Source organism: Halomonas sp. KM007 (assembly GCF_050709225.1).
In the GTDB taxonomy this organism is placed as follows: Bacteria; Pseudomonadota; Gammaproteobacteria; order Pseudomonadales; family Halomonadaceae; genus Vreelandella; species Vreelandella hamiltonii.
Window position 1 is genome coordinate 3,602,520 of record NZ_CP136131.1, and the last position, 17,496, is coordinate 3,620,015.

A 17,496-nucleotide genomic window follows, 5' to 3' on the forward strand; every position below is an offset into this window, starting at 1 on the left:
ATGGCCCCTCCAGCGGCCCAGTCGAATTCGTTGACGCCGCGCCGTTGGCTGAGCACGCTGGCTCGTCGTGAGCGTGCTCGGCTGGCGCTGGCGGCGTGCTTCGGCGTGCTGTCCGGCGCTCAGACGATCTTGCTGGTGGTCGGGTTGGCGTGGTCGATCGAGCAACTGGTCGTTCATGGCCGCTCACCTGTCACGCTGGTGCCCGTGCTGCTCGGCCTGGTGGTCGCCGTGGCGTTGCGCTCACTGTTTCTTGCCCTGCAAGAGTCGTTCAGTGCAACTGCCAGCTTGCGCATTCGTCAGTACGCTCGGGAGCAGGTCTTGAACAAGGTCGCCGCGCTAGGCCCGGTCTGGATGACGCGGCAGCAGAGCGGGGCCCTGGCGACCCAGTCGGTCGAGCACATCGAAGCCCTCGATGGCTATTTCGCGCGCTTCCTCCCGCAAATGCGCATCGTGCTTTTGCTGCCACTGCTGATTGCCGTCGTGGTGGGCTGGCTCGATTATCTGGTGGCCATCTTCTTGCTGCTCTCTGCGCCATTGATTCCGCTGTTCATGGCGCTGGTCGGCATGGGGGCAGAGCGTCTCAACAAGGAGCAGTTTGCTTCCGTTGCCAGGCTCTCGGCGCATTTCGTCGACCGCGTACGCGGCATGACGACGTTGCAGCTATTTGGTCATACGCGTGCTGCCCAGCAGGACGTCTGGTATGCCACCGACCAGTATCGCCGCCTGAGCATGCGCACTCTCAGGCTGGCATTTCTCTCGTCAGCGGTATTGGAATTTTTTGCCTCGGTGGCCATCGCCGTCGTCGCCATGTACGTGGGGCTTGGTCTGTTGGGCTATATCGATTACGGTCCTTCCCCCTCGCTGACCCTGTTCAGTGGTCTGGCGGTGTTGCTACTGGCTCCGGAGTTCTTCCAGCCCTTGCGAACCCTCTCGCAGCATTATCACGACCGTGCTGCGGCGCTGGGGGCGGCAGAGAGTATCGTGACCATCCTCGATGAGCCTGACGTGGTGCCGACCCGGTTTGACGCCCCCGTCGAACCAGATGCATCGATTGAATTGGTGGATGTCGAGGTGGGCTATGGTCGGCACTCGGCGGTCTTGACGGGCGTCTCGGCCACGATACGTCAGGCAGATGTGGTGGTCATTACCGGAGAGTCAGGCAGTGGCAAATCTTCCTTGCTGGCGCTGATGGCCGGTTTTATGGCGCCTCTGCGTGGCGCTTGCAGAGTCCGCCAGGGCGAGCAAGTGGCGTGGCTGGATCAATCACCCTGCATCATTCAAGGCTCGTTGGCCGACAACCTGCGCCTGGCGGTGCCTGATGCGACACCGGCTGCCATGCAGGAGGCCCTGGAAAACGCAGGCCTGGGGGAATTGTTGGCTGCTTTGCCTCATGGCCTGGAGACGGTGGTAGGGGAGCGCGGGGTCGGCTTGTCGGGGGGTCAGGCGCAGCGCTTGACCCTGGCTCGGGTATTTCTCAGCCAGGCGCCGCTGGTGTTGTTGGATGAGCCCACGGCCAGCCTTGATTCGGCGACGGAAAAGAGCGTGATCGACGCACTGCTGGCCTGGTCGGCGGAAGGGCGAACGTTGGTCATGGCAACACATCACCCTGCGGTGATGGCCGTTGCCACTCGCCACTGGGTGTGTCGAGACGGCCAGCTTCACGAGGTGGTGCCATGAAGTTTCTGCACAATGACCTGAGCCCATGGCTGGCGCTCATGTTAAGGCGCAGGCAGCGCTTCCTCGTGGGTGCGCTGCTGGTATGGGTAACGTTGCTGGCGGGCCTTGCGCTGCTGGGTTTGTCCGGCTGGTTCATTGCGGCGTGTGCCCTGGCGGGCATTGCGTTGGCTGCCGGGTTGCCATCATCACTGGATATTTATGTGCCCGGCGGCGGCATTCGTTTTTTTGCCTTGCTGCGCACTGTCGCTCGATATACCGAGCGGCTCTACAACCACAATACCGTGCTGACGCTGCTGGCGGATTTACGCTATCGCGTCTTTGGTGACTTGACGCGCCTGGATGACGCATCGTTGCGGCGTCGGCGTGTCGGTGAGTGGTTGAGTCGCCTGACGGCGGATATCGATGCCCTGGATAGCCTATATCTACGCCTGCTAGTGCCGCCAGTAGTGGCCTTGTTGAGTGTCTGGATCATTGCAGGTTTCATCGCTATCTGGTTGCCGCTGGTGGGAGCTGTCGTGGCCAGTGTATTGACGCTGCTGTGGCTGGTCATCACCCTGGGCTTTGCCAGGCTGGGTTTCACCAACAGCCATCGGCAAGTGGATGATCAGGAGGAGCTTCGGCGGCTGGTGTTGGATCAGGTGCAGGCGTCCGCTGAGCTGATGAGCTACCGAACCAGTGACTGGTATCACAGAAAAATACGATCTCACGAACAGCAAGCGCTGGATAACCAGCGTCAGTTGGCCGTGAAGGCCGCGCTGGGAAATGCGCTACTGATGGCGGTAACGGGGCTGTTGATCATTGGTGTGCTCTGGTTGGGGAGTCTGGCACTGGCTGAACAGCGCGTGGTGGGCCCCATCATGGTCATGGCCGTGATTGCCGTGTTTGGTATCAATGAAGTGTTGGCCAGCCTGCCTGCCGCTTTTGTGCGGTTTGGCACCAGCCACGGGGCGGCTCAGCGGCTGAATGCCCTGCAGGCGACACAAGGGCAAACGCGGGTGGGCTCGCTTCCGGATGACGAGGGTGGCCATGCCCTGCAACTGCGTGAGGTCATGTTCCGTTATCCTGATGCGGCGAGCTGGGCGATATGTCAGGTTTCTCTGACGCTGCCTGCCGGTCAACGTGGTGCCATCATGGGTATTTCGGGTTCGGGCAAATCGACGCTGGCCAATTTGATCATGGGCCGTATCTCTCCCACTGAAGGGGATGTGTGGGTGGCCGAGCATGCACCCTCTGTCATTACCCTCGAAAGTAGCGCAGCACATATGGGGTATCTGCCCCAGCAAATAGACCTGTTCGATGGATCGCTGGCCGATAACCTGAGGATCGCCAAGCCTGACGCGACAGACGAAGAGCTTTGGCAGGTGCTTGCCCAGGTCGCTCTCTCGGACTGGGCGAAACGCCAGCCTCGTCAGTTGGCGACTCAGGTGGGAGAAAGAGGGCAGCAGCTTTCAGGCGGGCAGGCGCGCAGAGTGGCGTTGGCGAGGCTGTTCTTACGCTCGCCCTCGGTGGTATTACTGGATGAGCCCTTCGCGGGAGTGGATGCGGCAACCGCCCGGCACGTGGCGGCCTCGCTGGACGCCTGGTTGGTAGGCCGTACGGCGATTTTCTTTGTTCATCAAGTGGATGATGCGGCTCTGGTGCCGGGTTTGGCTCATCAATGGCGGCTTGATGGTGGTAAGTTAATTCACGATACTTCATTTTGATATTCACCGAATCGGCAAGTAGGCGGCGACCATGAACGACTTTTTACGGCACCTTCCCAAGGCTGAGCTTCACTTGCATATCGAAGGTTCTCTCGAGCCGGAACTGATGTTCCAACTGGCGGAACGCAACGGCATCGAACTCCCCTATGCCACGGTCGAAGAGGCCAAGGCAGCTTACGATTTCAAAGACCTGCAAGGGTTTCTGAATCTTTATTACCAGGGCATGAACGTCTTGCGCAGTGAACGGGACTTCTATGACCTGGCCATGGATTATTTCAAGCGTGCCCGCTCGGAAGGCGTGCTGCATATCGATATGCACTTCGACCCCCAGGCGCATCTGCAGCGTGGAGTGCCTCTGGAGGTGGTCATGGCGGGACTGCTCAGGGCCAAACAGGAGGCCGAGAGCCAGCTGGACCTTTCAGTGGGCATGATCATGGCCTTCCTGAGAGATCGTCCAGCCGACGAGGCGCTACACGTTCTCGAGCAGGCGGCACCCTACTGGAAAATACTGGATGCCATTGGCCTGGACAGCGCCGAGCGTGACAACCCGCCCGAGAAGTTTCAGGCCCTGTTTGCGCGCGCCAAGGAGCTTGGGCTGGTGCGTGTGGCCCATGCGGGCGAGGAGGGGCCTGCCGCTTACATTACGCAAGCCCTGGACCTGTTGGACGTTCAGCGCATCGACCACGGCGTGCGCTGTCTCGAAAGCGAAGACGTCGTGCAGCGTCTCAAGGAGTCCCAGACGGTACTGACCGTGTGCCCGCTCTCCAATGTCAGCCTGAAAGTGGTCGCTCAATTGGATCAGCATCCGCTACCGGCGTTGTTGGAAGCGGGTCTGAAGGTCACCATCAGCTCTGACGATCCTGCCTATTTTGGTGGTGGGCTGCTCGAAAATCATATCGCCTGTGCCGATGCCTTTGGCTGGGGAGAAGATGCCTTCAAATGGCTGAATCGCAATGCCATGGAAGAAGCCTTCGTCAGCGACGCGCGGCGCGCCGAACTGCTGAAGCGCCTGGAGGCAGCCTGATACAGCCTGCCGCCGCCCCTATGGGCGGCGGCATAGTGCATCAGGGTAGAGCGGGCACCTCGAAATCGGGCATTTCACCTGTCAGGGAGTGCAGAAACGCCGTGATGTTATCGATGGTGGGTTCGTCAAACTCACGTCCCAGCATTTCCTGGCCCATGATGGCCACGGCTTCTTCGAGCGTTTCGGTGGCACCATTGTTCATGTACGGGTAAGTGACGCCGACATTGCGCAAGGTGGGGGTGCGGAAGCGGTACTTGTCTCTTTCTTCGCCGGTCACCACGTAGCGACCCAAATCTGTCGACCCCGGCACCTGAATGGCGTGGAACTGGCTATCGGTAAAGTTGGCGCCGCGATGGCAGGCAATGCAGCCATTATCAACAAAAGCTACCATGCCCTCTTTTGCCTGATCGCTGATGGCGTCCATATCACCCCGCAAATAACGATCGAAAGGTGCGTTGGGCGTGTTGAGCGTTCTCTGGAAGGCGGCCAGTGCCTTGGCCAGGTTCTCGGCATTGATAGGGTCATCCTGGTCGGGGTACGCTTCCGTGAAGCGCTCTTGGTAGAGCTCGAACTCTGTCAACCTGTCCAGGGCGTGTTCCAACTGCATGGCCATCTCGACATCGGCTTCGATGGGGCCCAGTGCTTGACCCTCCAAATCCGGCTCCCGTCCATCCCAGAATTGCGATCCCAGGAAACCACTGTTGAGCACGGTGGGTGTGTTGCGTTCGCCAACCTGACCGTTATGGCCCACGGCTCTAGGAATGCGATCTGACCAGCCGAGCGCCGGGTTATGGCAAGTGGCACAGCTGATGACACCGCTGGCGGAGATCCTGGGCTCGAAAAACAGCATGTTGCCCAGCATCACCTTTTCATCGGTCTGTGAATTGTGGGCAGGTAAAGGTGGTAAGTGGGGCAGCGGTTCGAACCTGTCGCGGTAGCTACCGAGTTCGTCGTCTGCCCACAGTGAAGTCGTGCCTAATAACGCGACACTCGCAAGTCCGATGGTAATACGTGATGTTGTCATGGTTTCCCCCTCCTGTTTGACCGGTCTGGTGTGCACCGTTCTTTTTTCAACAAGTCTAAAAAAGCGGGGAAGGGCAGGGCTTGCCTCAGGTCAACTTTCCGGCCATTGGTGACCCGCAGGTGCTTGAACGGTGAATGAGAAAAAAGCTTGACGATCAAAAAGAATTGGGTAGAATACGCCCCACATCGAACGGCAACGCCGACAGATGGCTCTTTAACAATTTGATCAGGTAATTCATGTGGGCGCTTGCCGATGAGGGTGAATCATCACCTAATATCAAGGCAAGCGAACACCAAGATACTTTTCGGAGTATCACAGTGAATTCGTTTGAACCTTGAGCCAAGTTTGATCCGCTTTTGTTGCCTTCGGGCAGCGAGTAAGGATCGCATTGATCTTAAACTGAAGAGTTTGATCATGGCTCAGATTGAACGCTGGCGGCAGGCCTAACACATGCAAGTCGAGCGGTAACAGATCCAGCTTGCTGGATGCTGACGAGCGGCGGACGGGTGAGTAATGCATAGGAATCTGCCCGATAGTGGGGGATAACCTGGGGAAACCCAGGCTAATACCGCATACGTCCTACGGGAGAAAGGGGGCTTCGGCTCCCGCTATCGGATGAGCCTATGTCGGATTAGCTGGTTGGTGAGGTAACGGCTCACCAAGGCGACGATCCGTAGCTGGTCTGAGAGGATGATCAGCCACATCGGGACTGAGACACGGCCCGAACTCCTACGGGAGGCAGCAGTGGGGAATATTGGACAATGGGGGGAACCCTGATCCAGCCATGCCGCGTGTGTGAAGAAGGCCTTCGGGTTGTAAAGCACTTTCAGCGAGGAAGAACGCCAGGGAATTAATACCTCCCTGGAAAGACATCACTCGCAGAAGAAGCACCGGCTAACTCCGTGCCAGCAGCCGCGGTAATACGGAGGGTGCAAGCGTTAATCGGAATTACTGGGCGTAAAGCGCGCGTAGGTGGCTTGATAAGCCGGTTGTGAAAGCCCCGGGCTCAACCTGGGAACGGCATCCGGAACTGTCAAGCTAGAGTGCAGGAGAGGAAGGTAGAATTCCCGGTGTAGCGGTGAAATGCGTAGAGATCGGGAGGAATACCAGTGGCGAAGGCGGCCTTCTGGACTGACACTGACACTGAGGTGCGAAAGCGTGGGTAGCAAACAGGATTAGATACCCTGGTAGTCCACGCCGTAAACGATGTCGACCAGCCGTTGGGTGCCTAGCGCACTTTGTGGCGAAGTTAACGCGATAAGTCGACCGCCTGGGGAGTACGGCCGCAAGGTTAAAACTCAAATGAATTGACGGGGGCCCGCACAAGCGGTGGAGCATGTGGTTTAATTCGATGCAACGCGAAGAACCTTACCTACTCTTGACATCCTGCGAATTCGGTAGAGATACCTTAGTGCCTTCGGGAACGCAGAGACAGGTGCTGCATGGCTGTCGTCAGCTCGTGTTGTGAAATGTTGGGTTAAGTCCCGTAACGAGCGCAACCCTTGTCCTTATTTGCCAGCGCGTAATGGCGGGAACTCTAAGGAGACTGCCGGTGACAAACCGGAGGAAGGTGGGGACGACGTCAAGTCATCATGGCCCTTACGAGTAGGGCTACACACGTGCTACAATGGTCGGTACAAAGGGTTGCCAACTCGCGAGAGTGAGCCAATCCCGAAAAGCCGATCTCAGTCCGGATCGGAGTCTGCAACTCGACTCCGTGAAGTCGGAATCGCTAGTAATCGTGGATCAGAATGCCACGGTGAATACGTTCCCGGGCCTTGTACACACCGCCCGTCACACCATGGGAGTGGACTGCACCAGAAGTGGTTAGCCTAACGCAAGAGGGCGATCACCACGGTGTGGTTCATGACTGGGGTGAAGTCGTAACAAGGTAGCCGTAGGGGAACCTGCGGCTGGATCACCTCCTTAAACGATGTCTTCCCCTCGCGGCAAGCGCTCACAATGAATTACCTGATCAGATGATAGAGCAAACGGTTTTCGCACGACCCCTCTTGGGTCTGTAGCTCAGTTGGTTAGAGCGCACCCCTGATAAGGGTGAGGTCGGCAGTTCAAATCTGCCCAGACCCACCAAATTCCTGTTACGCCGAAACAACGACATCGCCCCCTGCAGCTTGCTGCAATGTGCGGTTCATTGACGTGTCTGCGAGGAATTTATAACAAGAGGTTGGTCTTGCATAACACGATGGGGCCATAGCTCAGCTGGGAGAGCGCCTGCCTTGCACGCAGGAGGTCAGCGGTTCGATCCCGCTTGGCTCCACCATATCGCGTCGTACCAGGTGATACCTCCTGTGCTTCTCGTGCCGTTTGTTGGTTTTGTGACCATTGATAAGCCAGAACGCACTGCGTTGTCTTATCACTGTTCATAGAACAGTCGCTCTTTAACAATGTATATCATGCTGACAGAAACGTGTTTAACACGTTTCTACGTAAATTGTATTGTGATACGTCTCAAGCGTATCCGGCAATCGTTGTCATTGCGAACCCCAGACTCCTTCGGGTTATAGGGTCAAGCAATGAAGCGCACACGGTGGATGCCTAGGCAGCCAGAGGCGATGAAAGACGTGGTAGCCTGCGATAAGGTTCGGTGAGGTGGCAAACGACCTGCGACCCGGACATCTCTGAATGGGGAAACCCACTCATCACAAGATGAGTATCTTGCGCTGAATACATAGGCGCAAGAGGCGAACCAGGGGAACTGAAACATCTAAGTACCCTGAGGAAAAGAAATCAACCGAGATTCCCCCAGTAGCGGCGAGCGAACGGGGACCAGCCCTTAAGCGTGTGACTGATTAGACGAACAGACTGGGAAGTCTGGCCATAGCGGGTGATAGCCCCGTAGTCGAAAATCTGATCACGTGAAATCGAGTAGGTCGGGGCACGAGAAACCTTGACTGAAGACGGGGGGACCATCCTCCAAGGCTAAATACTCCTGGCTGACCGATAGTGAACCAGTACCGTGAGGGAAAGGCGAAAAGAACCCCGGAGAGGGGAGTGAAATAGATCCTGAAACCGTGTGCGTACAAGCAGTAGGAGCAGACTTGTTCTGTGACTGCGTACCTTTTGTATAATGGGTCAGCGACTTATATTCAGTGGCGAGGTTAACCGTATAGGGGAGCCGTAGGGAAACCGAGTCTTAACTGGGCGACACAGTCGCTGGATATAGACCCGAAACCGAGCGATCTATCCATGAGCAGGGTGAAGGTTGAGTAACATCAACTGGAGGCCCGAACCAGGATCTGTTGAAAAAGATTTGGATGACTTGTGGATCGGAGTGAAAGGCTAATCAAGCTCGGAGATAGCTGGTTCTCCTCGAAAGCTATTTAGGTAGCGCCTCACGTATCACCGCCGGGGGTAGAGCACTGTTTCGGCTAGGGGGTCATCCCGACTTACCAACCCGAGGCAAACTCCGAATACCGGTGAGTGCGAGCGTGGGAGACACACGGCGGGTGCTAACGTCCGTCGTGAAAAGGGAAACAACCCAGACCGTCAGCTAAGGTCCCCAAATCCTGGTTAAGTGGGAAACGATGTGGGAAGGCTCAGACAGCTAGGAGGTTGGCTTAGAAGCAGCCATCCTTTAAAGAAAGCGTAATAGCTCACTAGTCGAGTCGGCCTGCGCGGAAGATGTAACGGGGCTAAACCAGGTACCGAAGCTACGGGTTCATCCTTACGGATGAGCGGTAGAGGAGCGTCGTGTAAGCCGATGAAGGTGTGTTGAGAAGCATGCTGGAGGTATCACGAGTGCGAATGCTGACATGAGTAACGATAAAGGGAGTGAAAAACTCCCTCGCCGGAAGACCAAGGGTTTCTGTTCGACGCTAATCGGAGCAGAGTGAGTCGGCCCCTAAGGCGAGGCCGAAAGGCGTAGTCGATGGGAAACGGGTCAATATTCCCGTACCGGACATGATTGCGATGGGGGGACGGAGAAGGCTAGGTGAGCCAGGCGTTGGTTGTCCTGGTGAAAGTGAGTAGGCTTGGGTCTCAGGTAAATCCGGGACCCTCCCAGGCCGAGACACGAAACGAAGACACTACGGTGTCGAAGTCATTGATGCCACGCTTCCAGGAAAAGCCTCTAAGCTTCAGATCATGTGCGACCGTACCCCAAACCGACACAGGTGGTCAGGGTGAGAATCCCAAGGCGCTTGAGAGAACTCGGGTGAAGGAACTAGGCAAAATGGTGCCGTAACTTCGGGAGAAGGCACGCCGGCGTAGGGTGACGAGACTTGCTCTCCAAGCCCGAACCGGTCGAAGATACCAGGTGGCTGCAACTGTTTAGTAAAAACACAGCACTCTGCCAACTCGCAAGAGGACGTATAGGGTGTGACGCCTGCCCGGTGCCGGAAGGTTAAGTGATGGTGTTAGGCCTCGGCCGAAGCTCTTGATCGAAGCCCCGGTAAACGGCGGCCGTAACTATAACGGTCCTAAGGTAGCGAAATTCCTTGTCGGGTAAGTTCCGACCTGCACGAATGGCGTAATGATGGCCACGCTGTCTCCACCCGAGACTCAGTGAAATTGAAATCGCCGTGAAGATGCGGTGTACCCGCGGCTAGACGGAAAGACCCCGTGAACCTTTACTATAGCTTCACACTGGACGCTGATGTTGCCTGTGTAGGATAGCTGGGAGGCTTTGAACCTCGGACGCCAGTTCGAGGGGAGCCAACCTTGAAATACCAGCCTGGCATCATTGGCGTTCTCACTCAGGTCCGTGATCCGGATCGAGGACAGTGTGTGGTGGGTAGTTTGACTGGGGCGGTCTCCTCCCAAAGCGTAACGGAGGAGCACGAAGGTACCCTCAGCACGGTCGGACATCGTGCAATGAGTGCAAGAGCATAAGGGTGCTTGACTGCGAGACAGACACGTCGAGCAGGTGCGAAAGCAGGTTCTAGTGATCCGGTGGTTCTGTATGGAAGGGCCATCGCTCAACGGATAAAAGGTACTCCGGGGATAACAGGCTGATACCGCCCAAGAGTTCACATCGACGGCGGTGTTTGGCACCTCGATGTCGGCTCATCACATCCTGGGGCTGAAGTCGGTCCCAAGGGTATGGCTGTTCGCCATTTAAAGTGGTACGCGAGCTGGGTTTAGAACGTCGTGAGACAGTTCGGTCCCTATCTGCCGTGGGCGTTGGATGTTTGAGAAGAGCTGCTCCTAGTACGAGAGGACCGGAGTGGACGACCCTCTGGTGTTCCGGTTGTCACGCCAGTGGCATTGCCGGGTAGCTATGGTCGGACGGGATAACCGCTGAAAGCATCTAAGCGGGAAGCCCCCTTCAAGATGAGACATCCCTGAGGCCTAGAGCCTCCTGAAGGGCCCAGCGAGACCAGCTGGTTGATAGGCACGGTGTGGAAGCGCTGCAAGGCGTTGAGCTAACGTGTACTAATGGCCCGTGAGGCTTGACCCTATAACACCCAAGGGGTCTGGTCGTGATGATAACGAAGAGTGTGACCGCACTCGCAACACCGGATACGCCGCAGTGAGCCCAAGTGCTTGCTGACAAGAGACGCACACAATACACGTCAACGAATACTCAGCATGATATGCATTACCTGTTACGCCTGACGACCATAGCACGCGTGAACCACCTGATCCCATGCCGAACTCAGAAGTGAAACCGCTTAGCGCCGATGGTAGTGTGGGGTCTCCCCATGTGAGAGTAGGTCATCGTCAGGCACTTATTACGAAACCCCGGCCTTATGGTCGGGGTTTTGCTTTTTGGGGGTCTCCCCCTGAAGAGTAGCGGAGCGTCGCCCGCCGGGTGGCCGGCCCGAACATCGTCAGGCACTTATCCCGTAGAAAACCCCGAGCACATTGTGTTCGGGGCTTTTTGCTGTGCGTTAAATTTTTCGTGGGAAAGGTCGTCGAGAAACGTTGGTTGGGAAAATTCCTGAGCAAAAAAACACCCAGCCTGTGGCTGGGTGAGAGTGACTTTACAAGAGATCGGTTGCTAGGCGTCTCTGCGGTGTTGGCATACGCCTCCGGCCCAGGTTTCATAGACAGCGCGGTCATCGGCGAGCATCATCAATGCAAATAGCCGTTCACCGAGGGTGGTGCAGTGCTGGCTACGTCGCTGTAGCAGTGACGTGGCGTCAGGGTCGATCACGACAAAGTCAGCTTCGTAGGAAGGGGCCAACTGTCCAATGTGGCTATCCAGAGAGAGGGCTTTGGCGTTGCCGTGGGTGAGGCCATAAAATCCTTGCCAGGCGGTCAGAGGCTGACCACGCAGTTGGCCTACCTGGTAGGCACTTTTCAAGGTGCCGAAGCCTGAAAGATCCGTGCCTGCGCCAATGTCGCTGGCATAGGTAAATGCCATGCCCGTCTCTCGGGCAGCGTCTCGGTCGAACAGGCCGCTGCCCAGGAACAGGTTGGAGCTGGGGCAAAAGGCGATATTGGCGCCGCGCTCTGCCAACCGTTGGCGCATGCCGTTGTCCAAATGGATACCGTGGGCAAAGGTGCTGCGTGGGCCGACGAGTCCTGCTTCTTCGTAAACGGCCAAATAGTCTCGACTGCCGGGAAACAGTTCCGCCACCCAGTCCAGCTCTCCGCTGTTCTCGGCGAGGTGGGTCTGCAGCCATAGGGTAGGGTCATTGCGCAGCAGGGCACCTGCCGCGTCCATTTGCGCTCTGGTCGAGGTGGGCGCAAAACGCGGGGTAACGCTGTAACCGAGGCGCTGCTTCCCATGCCAGTCCTCAATGAGCCGCTCTGTGTCGGAGATACCCGAGACGCCATCCATCAAGGCATCGGGGGCATTGCGGTCCATCAGTACCTTGCCTACCAGCATGCGCAGCTGCCGCTTTTGGCAGGCTGCAAAAAAGGCATCCACGGAGCCTGGGTGGCTCGAGCCAAACACTTGCGCGGTGGTGGTACCTGCGCGCAGCATTTCGCTCAAGAACGCTTCCGATAACGCCTTGGCGTGATCATGATTGGCGAACTGGCACTCGGCTGGAAACGTGTAGTCATTCAGCCAATCCAGCAGTTGGCGCCCATAAGAGGCCATGATGTCCAACTGGACATAGTGGACGTGAGTATCGATGAATCCTGGCATGATGAGCTTGCCGCGATGGTCGATCACTTCCGCTGCTTTCGGCAACTGATCAACCAGGTCGACATAATGCCCCGCTGCATGGATATGCCCACCCTTCAGCCACAAGAGGCCGTCAGCGTAGTGTTCCAGACTGCCAGGGTGGGGTAGGTTGCCATCGCCGGGGTCATTGGGAAAGCTGATCAATTCAGCGCGGATAAGCGTATCGGTGGGCAAGGTCATATCAACTCGAGTGCGTTGCAGTAGGGGCAAAAAGCGCGCGTAGCGTAGCGCTATCCAGGCCACGGGTCTCGGTGGCATAGGGTTGGTCGGTCAACCAGAGTAATTCCGTCACCACGCTCAGCGCGATGGCGTAGGGGGTTTTATTGCTGAGCTTGGTATCCCTGACCGAGCCGATGGGGCAGCGCACGCGCTGCAGTATCGGCTGGTCGACACCTGCTCGGGAAAGGCGCCCTTTGAAGCTCGCCCACTTGCTGTCGGAGCCTATCAGCCCAATGGACACAATATCGGCGCGCTCCAGCAACCCCTTGATCAAGGCATAATCCTCATCATGATCGTGGGTCATGACCAGAGCATGGGTGCCAAGGGGTAAGCCTGCCACCGTCTCTCCAACGTCGCCTAGCAAATGACAACTCAAGCGTGCACGAGGGACATCTGACTGGAAAGCATCGGCGCGGCTGTCATACCAATCGAGCTGCCAAGGCAGAGGAGCGCTGAGTTTGACGATCTCGCGTCCGACATGCCCCGCGCCGAACAGGGCAATGTGAGCGGTGGCGCCCAGAAATACTTCCAGCAGGACGTTGACCAGCCCGCCACAGCACTGCCCGCTACGACCGCCCAGCGAAAAGGATTCCAGTGAGAACCCCGCTTGGCGCTGGCTCAATAGGGAGCGAGCCTGCTGAATGGTCTGCCACTCGAAGGTGCCGCCGCCCAGCGTATCGAAGACAGCGTGTTCGGTAATCACCATACGTGTGCCAGGCTCACGGGGCGTGGAGCCTGCGCTGGTCATCTGGGTGGCCAAGACATGAGGCGTGCCGTGGCGTTGACAATGGTCGAGGGCGGCGTGCCAAGTCATGGGCATTTCATGGGTCATAAGGCACTTTTCCGAATGGCATGCGCCGCCAGCATGACGCGCTCGGGCGTGGCCGGGGTATCCAGACGCGGTGAGCTGCGGTAGTCATCCAGGCTGGCGAGGGCATCGCGCAAGGCTGACCAGACGCATATCCCCAGCATGAAGGGCGGCTCACCCACCGCTTTGGAGCGGTACAGGCTGGCCATGGAGTTAGGGTGTCCTTCCAGCAGTTCGACATTGAAGACGCTGGGCAGATCACCAAAGGTAGGAATCTTGTAGGTCGCTGGACCATCGCTGACCAGCGTCCCTTCACTGTTCCATTTGAGCTCTTCGCTGGTCAGCCAGCCCATGCCTTGGATGAACCCGCCTTCTACCTGACCAATATCGATGGCTGGGTTGAGCGAGTTGCCCACATCATGAAGTATGTCGACACGGTCGACCTGATACTCGCCGGTCAAAGTGTCGACGCTGACCTCCGCCGCGGCCGCGCCAAAGGCGTAATAATAAAATGGGCGGCCTTTGCCAGTTGCGCGATTGTAATGAATCAGTGGCGTCGCGTAGAAGCCTTTCTCGGACAGCGAAACCCGGTGTAGATATGCCGTCTGCACCAGCTCGCCCCAGGGAATGCGGCGTTCACTTTCGCCGATGCCTGCGATGAGCATGCCGTCCCTCAGCTCCATGCCTTCACGATCCAGCCCACCCTCGAAGTGGTTGGCGGCAAAATCGAACAGACGCTCACGCAGTTTGATGGCAGCATCGCGGGCGGCCATGCCGTTCAAATCCGCACCGCTGGAGGCTGCCGTGGGGGAAGTGTTCGGCACCTTGTCCGTTCGTGTGGCGCTGATGCGTACGCTCTCCAGGTCCAGCCCCAGTTCCAGAGCCACCACCTGGCAGATCTTGGTGTGCAGGCCTTGCCCCATTTCAGTGCCGCCGTGGTTGATCAGGATGCTGCCATCGGTATAGACGTGTAGCAGTGCGCCGGCCTGGTTGAGGTGCTGGGCGGTGAAGGAGATGCCGAACTTGACGGGTGTCAGTGCCAGTCCTTTCTTGATGACGGAGCTGGAGACATTGAAATCTCGTATCTGCTGTCGACGCGTCCAGTACTCGCTGCGTTGCTCGAGGCGCTCGACGAGCGTATGAAGCAACTGCTTCTGGTCGACCTGTTGCCCGTAATGGGTCATGTCGCGTTCTGGGCGGTAAAAGTTGCGCTTGCGGATGGTCAGCGGGTCTTCACCGACATGGCGGGCAATATCGTCCATGGCCGCTTCGATGATCATCATGCCCTGGGGGCCGCCAAATCCGCGAAAAGCGGTGTTCGACGCAGTGTGGGTGCGGGCTCGGTGGCCGGTGACACGGGCATTGCCCAGTGAGTAGGCATTGTCTGCGTGAAACATGGCGCGGTCGACGATGGCATCGGAAAGATCGGGAGAGTAGCCGCAGTCGCCGATCACGGTAATGTCGCTGCCTTGAATCACTCCCTGTGAATCGATGGCCAGCCGATAGCGGTTGTGAAAGGGGTGGCGCTTGCCAGTGGCGCGCATGTCGTCACGTCTGGGTAGGCGAAGACGCGTGGCCTTGCCGGTGCGTCGTGCGATGAGGGCAGCAATGCAGGCCCAGGGGGATGCCTGGGTTTCCTTGCCTCCAAAACCACCCCCCATGCGCCGTACTTCCACCGTGACGGCATGAAACGGGATACCCAGCACTTCGGCAACCAGCTTTTGGGTTTCACTGGGGTGCTGGTTGGAGGTATGTACCATGACGCCTTCGTCTTCGCTCGGAATGACGACGCAGGCCTGGCCCTCCAGGTAGAAGTGCTCTTGTCCACCAATGAACAGCGCGCCTTCCAGCACGTGTTCGGCTTGCTCCAGTGTGGCCTGCCAGTCACCACGCTGCTGGGTGTGGCTGGGACGAACGAACTCCTGTTGAGCAGCGGCTTGAACGGCATCCAGCTGTGCTGGCAGCTTGTCGATCTGCACATTGGCAAGCAGCATCGCGTGACGCGCCGCACTCAGGGAAGTGGCAGCCACGGCGAACAGGCACTGCCCTGAATAGCTGATCTCGTGTTCGACGAAGATAGGGTCGCCAGGGAAGACCGGGCCGATGTCCGTGTGGCCAGGCACGTCGTGGAATGTGATCACGTCGACCACGCCGGGGGCGGTGCGAACGGCCTCCAGGTCGAGGTGCGTCAAGGTTCCGTGGGCCACGGGTGAGAGCCCCAGAGCCACGTGTAAAGCATCAGCAGGTGTCTTGAGGTCGTCGATATAGAGCGCTTTCCCCGTCACATGTTTTTCGGCGCTCTCATGAACGCTGGAGGACCCCGCCTGGCGCTGTCCGCTGCTGTCCACGGTATGGCGTGCCAAGGGTGCGGCGCCATGTATACGCTGGTCGAGCTCATGCCGGGCTCGGCGACTGTCGTTGTCGAGTTTAGTGAGCGTACGCATGCAACATGACCTCCTGTTCTGGTGATGATAGCGACAAGTAGAGTCGTTCCAGCAGATTGGCGGCCGCCAACTGACGATACTGCTGGCTGCCTCGCACGTCACTCATGGGCTCGAACTCATCTTGCAGCGCTTGCCGAGCCGCTTGAAAGGCCTGTTTGCCTACCCTTTGCCCTTCCAGCGCGGCCTCCGTTGCCGGAGCACGCCGGGGCGTGGCAGCCATCCCTCCGAAGGCGATGCGCACGTCGCTTAACTTGCCGTCGTCCAAGCGGTAGCTAAAGGCACCCAGAACGGCAGAGATATCGTCTTCACGGCGTTTTGAGAGCTTCCACACTCTGAGTGAAGCACTCTTCTCCAGCGCCGGAATGAAGATACGTGTGATGACCTCATCGGCGGCCAGGGCCGTTTTTTTGTAATCGATAAAGAATGCCTGCAGCGGCAAACAGCGGGTACCCGCATGGCTGGCAAGTTCGAGGTGAGCGCCGAGTGCCAGGAGTACGGGTGGGGTATCGCCAATGGGGGATGCATTGGCGATATTGCCGCCCAGAGTTCCCCGGTTACGCACTTGTTCCGAGCCCAGCCGGTGGAGCAGGTGCGCGAAAGCGGGGAAGTGTGTTGCCAGCAGCGGAGCAAGCCGCGAATAGGTCACCGCCGCGCCGACCCACCATCCTTCCTGCCCCTGAAAGGTCGCTGACGAGATCATGCTCAGCTCGGGCACGCGGGTGGTATCGATCAGTTGATCCAGTGCGGACAGGCGCTGGGTCGTTTCCAGCCATAGGTCCGTGGCGCCGGCGACCAACCTGGCATTGGGCAGATCACGCCGCAGCGCTGTCAGTTCGCTCAGGGAGCTCGGCTGAGCAAATAGCGGACCTTCCTGAAAGGCTTGTGTGGAGCTGTCGCCATCCTGAGAGTCAGCAAGCGTGGCATCCCACCATTGAGGCGGCTGCCAGTCGCTGGCGTGCATGGTCAGCGCGGCATCACGAATCGGGCGATAGCCCGTGCAGCGGCAAAGGTTGCCACCCAGCGCGGCTTCCAGGCGCTCGGGCGTCAAGGGGGCCGGTTGACGCTGCTGCTGCGTATGCAAACTGAACAGCGACATGACGATGCCCGGCGTACAGAAACCGCACTGGCTGCCGTGGCAGTCGATCATGGCGCGCTGCGCAGGGTGCAAGGAGTTACCCTGTGAGAGGCCTTCCACAGTGACGAGATGCTGGCCGTGCAGTTGATGGGCCGGGGTAATGCACGCATTGACCGTCAGGAACGGTGGCTGATCGGGGTCGCTGCTTTTCAAGGCGACTGTGCAAGCGCCGCAGTCGCCGGAAGCGCAGCCCTCTTTTGTGCCCGTGGCCCCCAAATGGTCGCGTAACAGCGTTAGAATACTGGTCTCAGGGGGCACTCGACACTGTTGACGGGTGCCATTGAGCAGAAACTCAATCGTTGCCATGCCAAACTCCGTTATGATTGTTCTGACCGATTGGTCAATAATGGTGAGCTTGGGACA

Annotated in this window: 8 protein-coding genes, 2 tRNA genes and 3 rRNA genes; 8 read left to right on the plus strand and 5 right to left on the minus strand. The window is 58.2% G+C overall.

Annotation, left to right across the window (positions count from 1 at the left end):
* The 3 genes from cydD to RVM27_RS17140 are packed head-to-tail and all read left to right on the plus strand — an operon-like array spanning position 1 to position 4,404.
* Positions 1–1,677 carry an ABC transporter ATP-binding protein/permease gene (gene cydD, locus RVM27_RS17130; protein WP_498957079.1) on the plus strand — a complete coding sequence of 559 codons (1,677 nt, stop codon included), beginning with the start codon at positions 1–3 and terminating at the stop codon, positions 1,675–1,677.
* Positions 1,674–3,380, plus strand: coding sequence for an amino acid ABC transporter ATP-binding/permease protein (gene cydC / locus RVM27_RS17135; RefSeq protein WP_498957080.1), 1,707 nt, complete (start codon positions 1,674–1,676; stop codon positions 3,378–3,380). The genes cydD and cydC overlap by 4 nt, the downstream gene beginning before the upstream one ends.
* A 31-nt stretch (positions 3,381–3,411) precedes the next feature.
* A complete protein-coding gene (locus tag RVM27_RS17140) occupies positions 3,412–4,404 on the plus strand; it encodes an adenosine deaminase family protein (protein ID WP_498957081.1) in 993 nt (330 codons plus the stop codon).
* Between the two features lie 40 nt (positions 4,405–4,444).
* Here RVM27_RS17140 and RVM27_RS17145 read toward each other — a convergent pair whose 3' ends face one another.
* The gene (locus tag RVM27_RS17145) at positions 4,445–5,428 is read right to left on the minus strand and encodes a cytochrome-c peroxidase (protein ID WP_498957082.1); all 984 of its coding nucleotides are present in this window, start codon (positions 5,426–5,428) and stop codon (positions 4,445–4,447) included.
* 396 nt (positions 5,429–5,824) lie between these two features.
* Here RVM27_RS17145 and RVM27_RS17150 point away from each other — a divergent pair.
* The 5 genes from RVM27_RS17150 (at position 5,825) to rrf (ending at position 11,116) form a co-directional block, all read left to right on the plus strand.
* Positions 5,825–7,357: ribosomal RNA gene (locus RVM27_RS17150) — 16S ribosomal RNA — on the plus strand.
* An 85-nt stretch (positions 7,358–7,442) separates the two neighbouring features.
* Positions 7,443–7,519: transfer RNA gene (locus tag RVM27_RS17155), tRNA-Ile, on the plus strand.
* 114 nt (positions 7,520–7,633) lie between these two features.
* Positions 7,634–7,709 (plus strand) — tRNA-Ala (locus tag RVM27_RS17160).
* Positions 7,710–7,953: 244 nt separating this feature from the next.
* Positions 7,954–10,847: ribosomal RNA gene (locus RVM27_RS17165) — 23S ribosomal RNA — on the plus strand.
* Positions 10,848–11,000: 153 nt separating this feature from the next.
* Positions 11,001–11,116 (plus strand): 5S ribosomal RNA (gene rrf / locus RVM27_RS17170).
* Together the 16S, 23S and 5S rRNA genes with 2 tRNA genes alongside form the textbook arrangement of a ribosomal RNA operon.
* A 274-nt stretch (positions 11,117–11,390) precedes the next feature.
* Here the strand turns inward: rrf and guaD are convergent.
* Genes guaD through xdhA form a run of 4 tightly spaced genes read right to left on the minus strand, consistent with a single transcriptional unit; the run spans position 11,391 to position 17,439 of the window.
* Positions 11,391–12,707 (minus strand): guanine deaminase, encoded by a 1,317-nt coding sequence (gene guaD, locus RVM27_RS17175; protein ID WP_498957083.1) that lies wholly within the window; start codon positions 12,705–12,707, stop codon positions 11,391–11,393.
* A gap of 1 nt (position 12,708) precedes the next feature.
* Positions 12,709–13,578 carry a xanthine dehydrogenase accessory protein XdhC gene (gene xdhC / locus RVM27_RS17180; protein WP_498957084.1) on the minus strand — a complete coding sequence of 290 codons (870 nt, stop codon included), beginning with the start codon at positions 13,576–13,578 and terminating at the stop codon, positions 12,709–12,711.
* Positions 13,575–15,998, minus strand: coding sequence for a xanthine dehydrogenase molybdopterin binding subunit (gene xdhB, locus RVM27_RS17185; protein ID WP_498957085.1), 2,424 nt, complete (start codon positions 15,996–15,998; stop codon positions 13,575–13,577). Before xdhB ends, xdhC begins: the two co-directional genes overlap by 4 nt.
* A complete protein-coding gene (xdhA, locus tag RVM27_RS17190; RefSeq protein ID WP_144984590.1) occupies positions 15,982–17,439 on the minus strand; it encodes a xanthine dehydrogenase small subunit in 1,458 nt (485 codons plus the stop codon). The genes xdhB and xdhA overlap by 17 nt, the downstream gene beginning before the upstream one ends.
* Positions 17,440–17,496: the final 57 nt, after the last annotated feature.

Coding starts and splice junctions, on each gene's coding strand:
- cydD (WP_498957079.1), top strand. CDS start 1: ATGGCCCCTCCAGCGGCCCAGTCGAATTCGTTGACGCCGCGCCGTTGG.
- cydC (WP_498957080.1), top strand. CDS start 1,674: ATGAAGTTTCTGCACAATGACCTGAGCCCATGGCTGGCGCTCATGTTA.
- RVM27_RS17140 (WP_498957081.1), top strand. CDS start 3,412: ATGAACGACTTTTTACGGCACCTTCCCAAGGCTGAGCTTCACTTGCAT.
- RVM27_RS17145 (WP_498957082.1), bottom strand. CDS start 5,428: ATGACAACATCACGTATTACCATCGGACTTGCGAGTGTCGCGTTATTA.
- guaD (WP_498957083.1), bottom strand. CDS start 12,707: ATGACCTTGCCCACCGATACGCTTATCCGCGCTGAATTGATCAGCTTT.
- xdhC (WP_498957084.1), bottom strand. CDS start 13,578: ATGACCCATGAAATGCCCATGACTTGGCACGCCGCCCTCGACCATTGT.
- xdhB (WP_498957085.1), bottom strand. CDS start 15,998: ATGCGTACGCTCACTAAACTCGACAACGACAGTCGCCGAGCCCGGCAT.
- xdhA (WP_144984590.1), bottom strand. CDS start 17,439: ATGGCAACGATTGAGTTTCTGCTCAATGGCACCCGTCAACAGTGTCGA.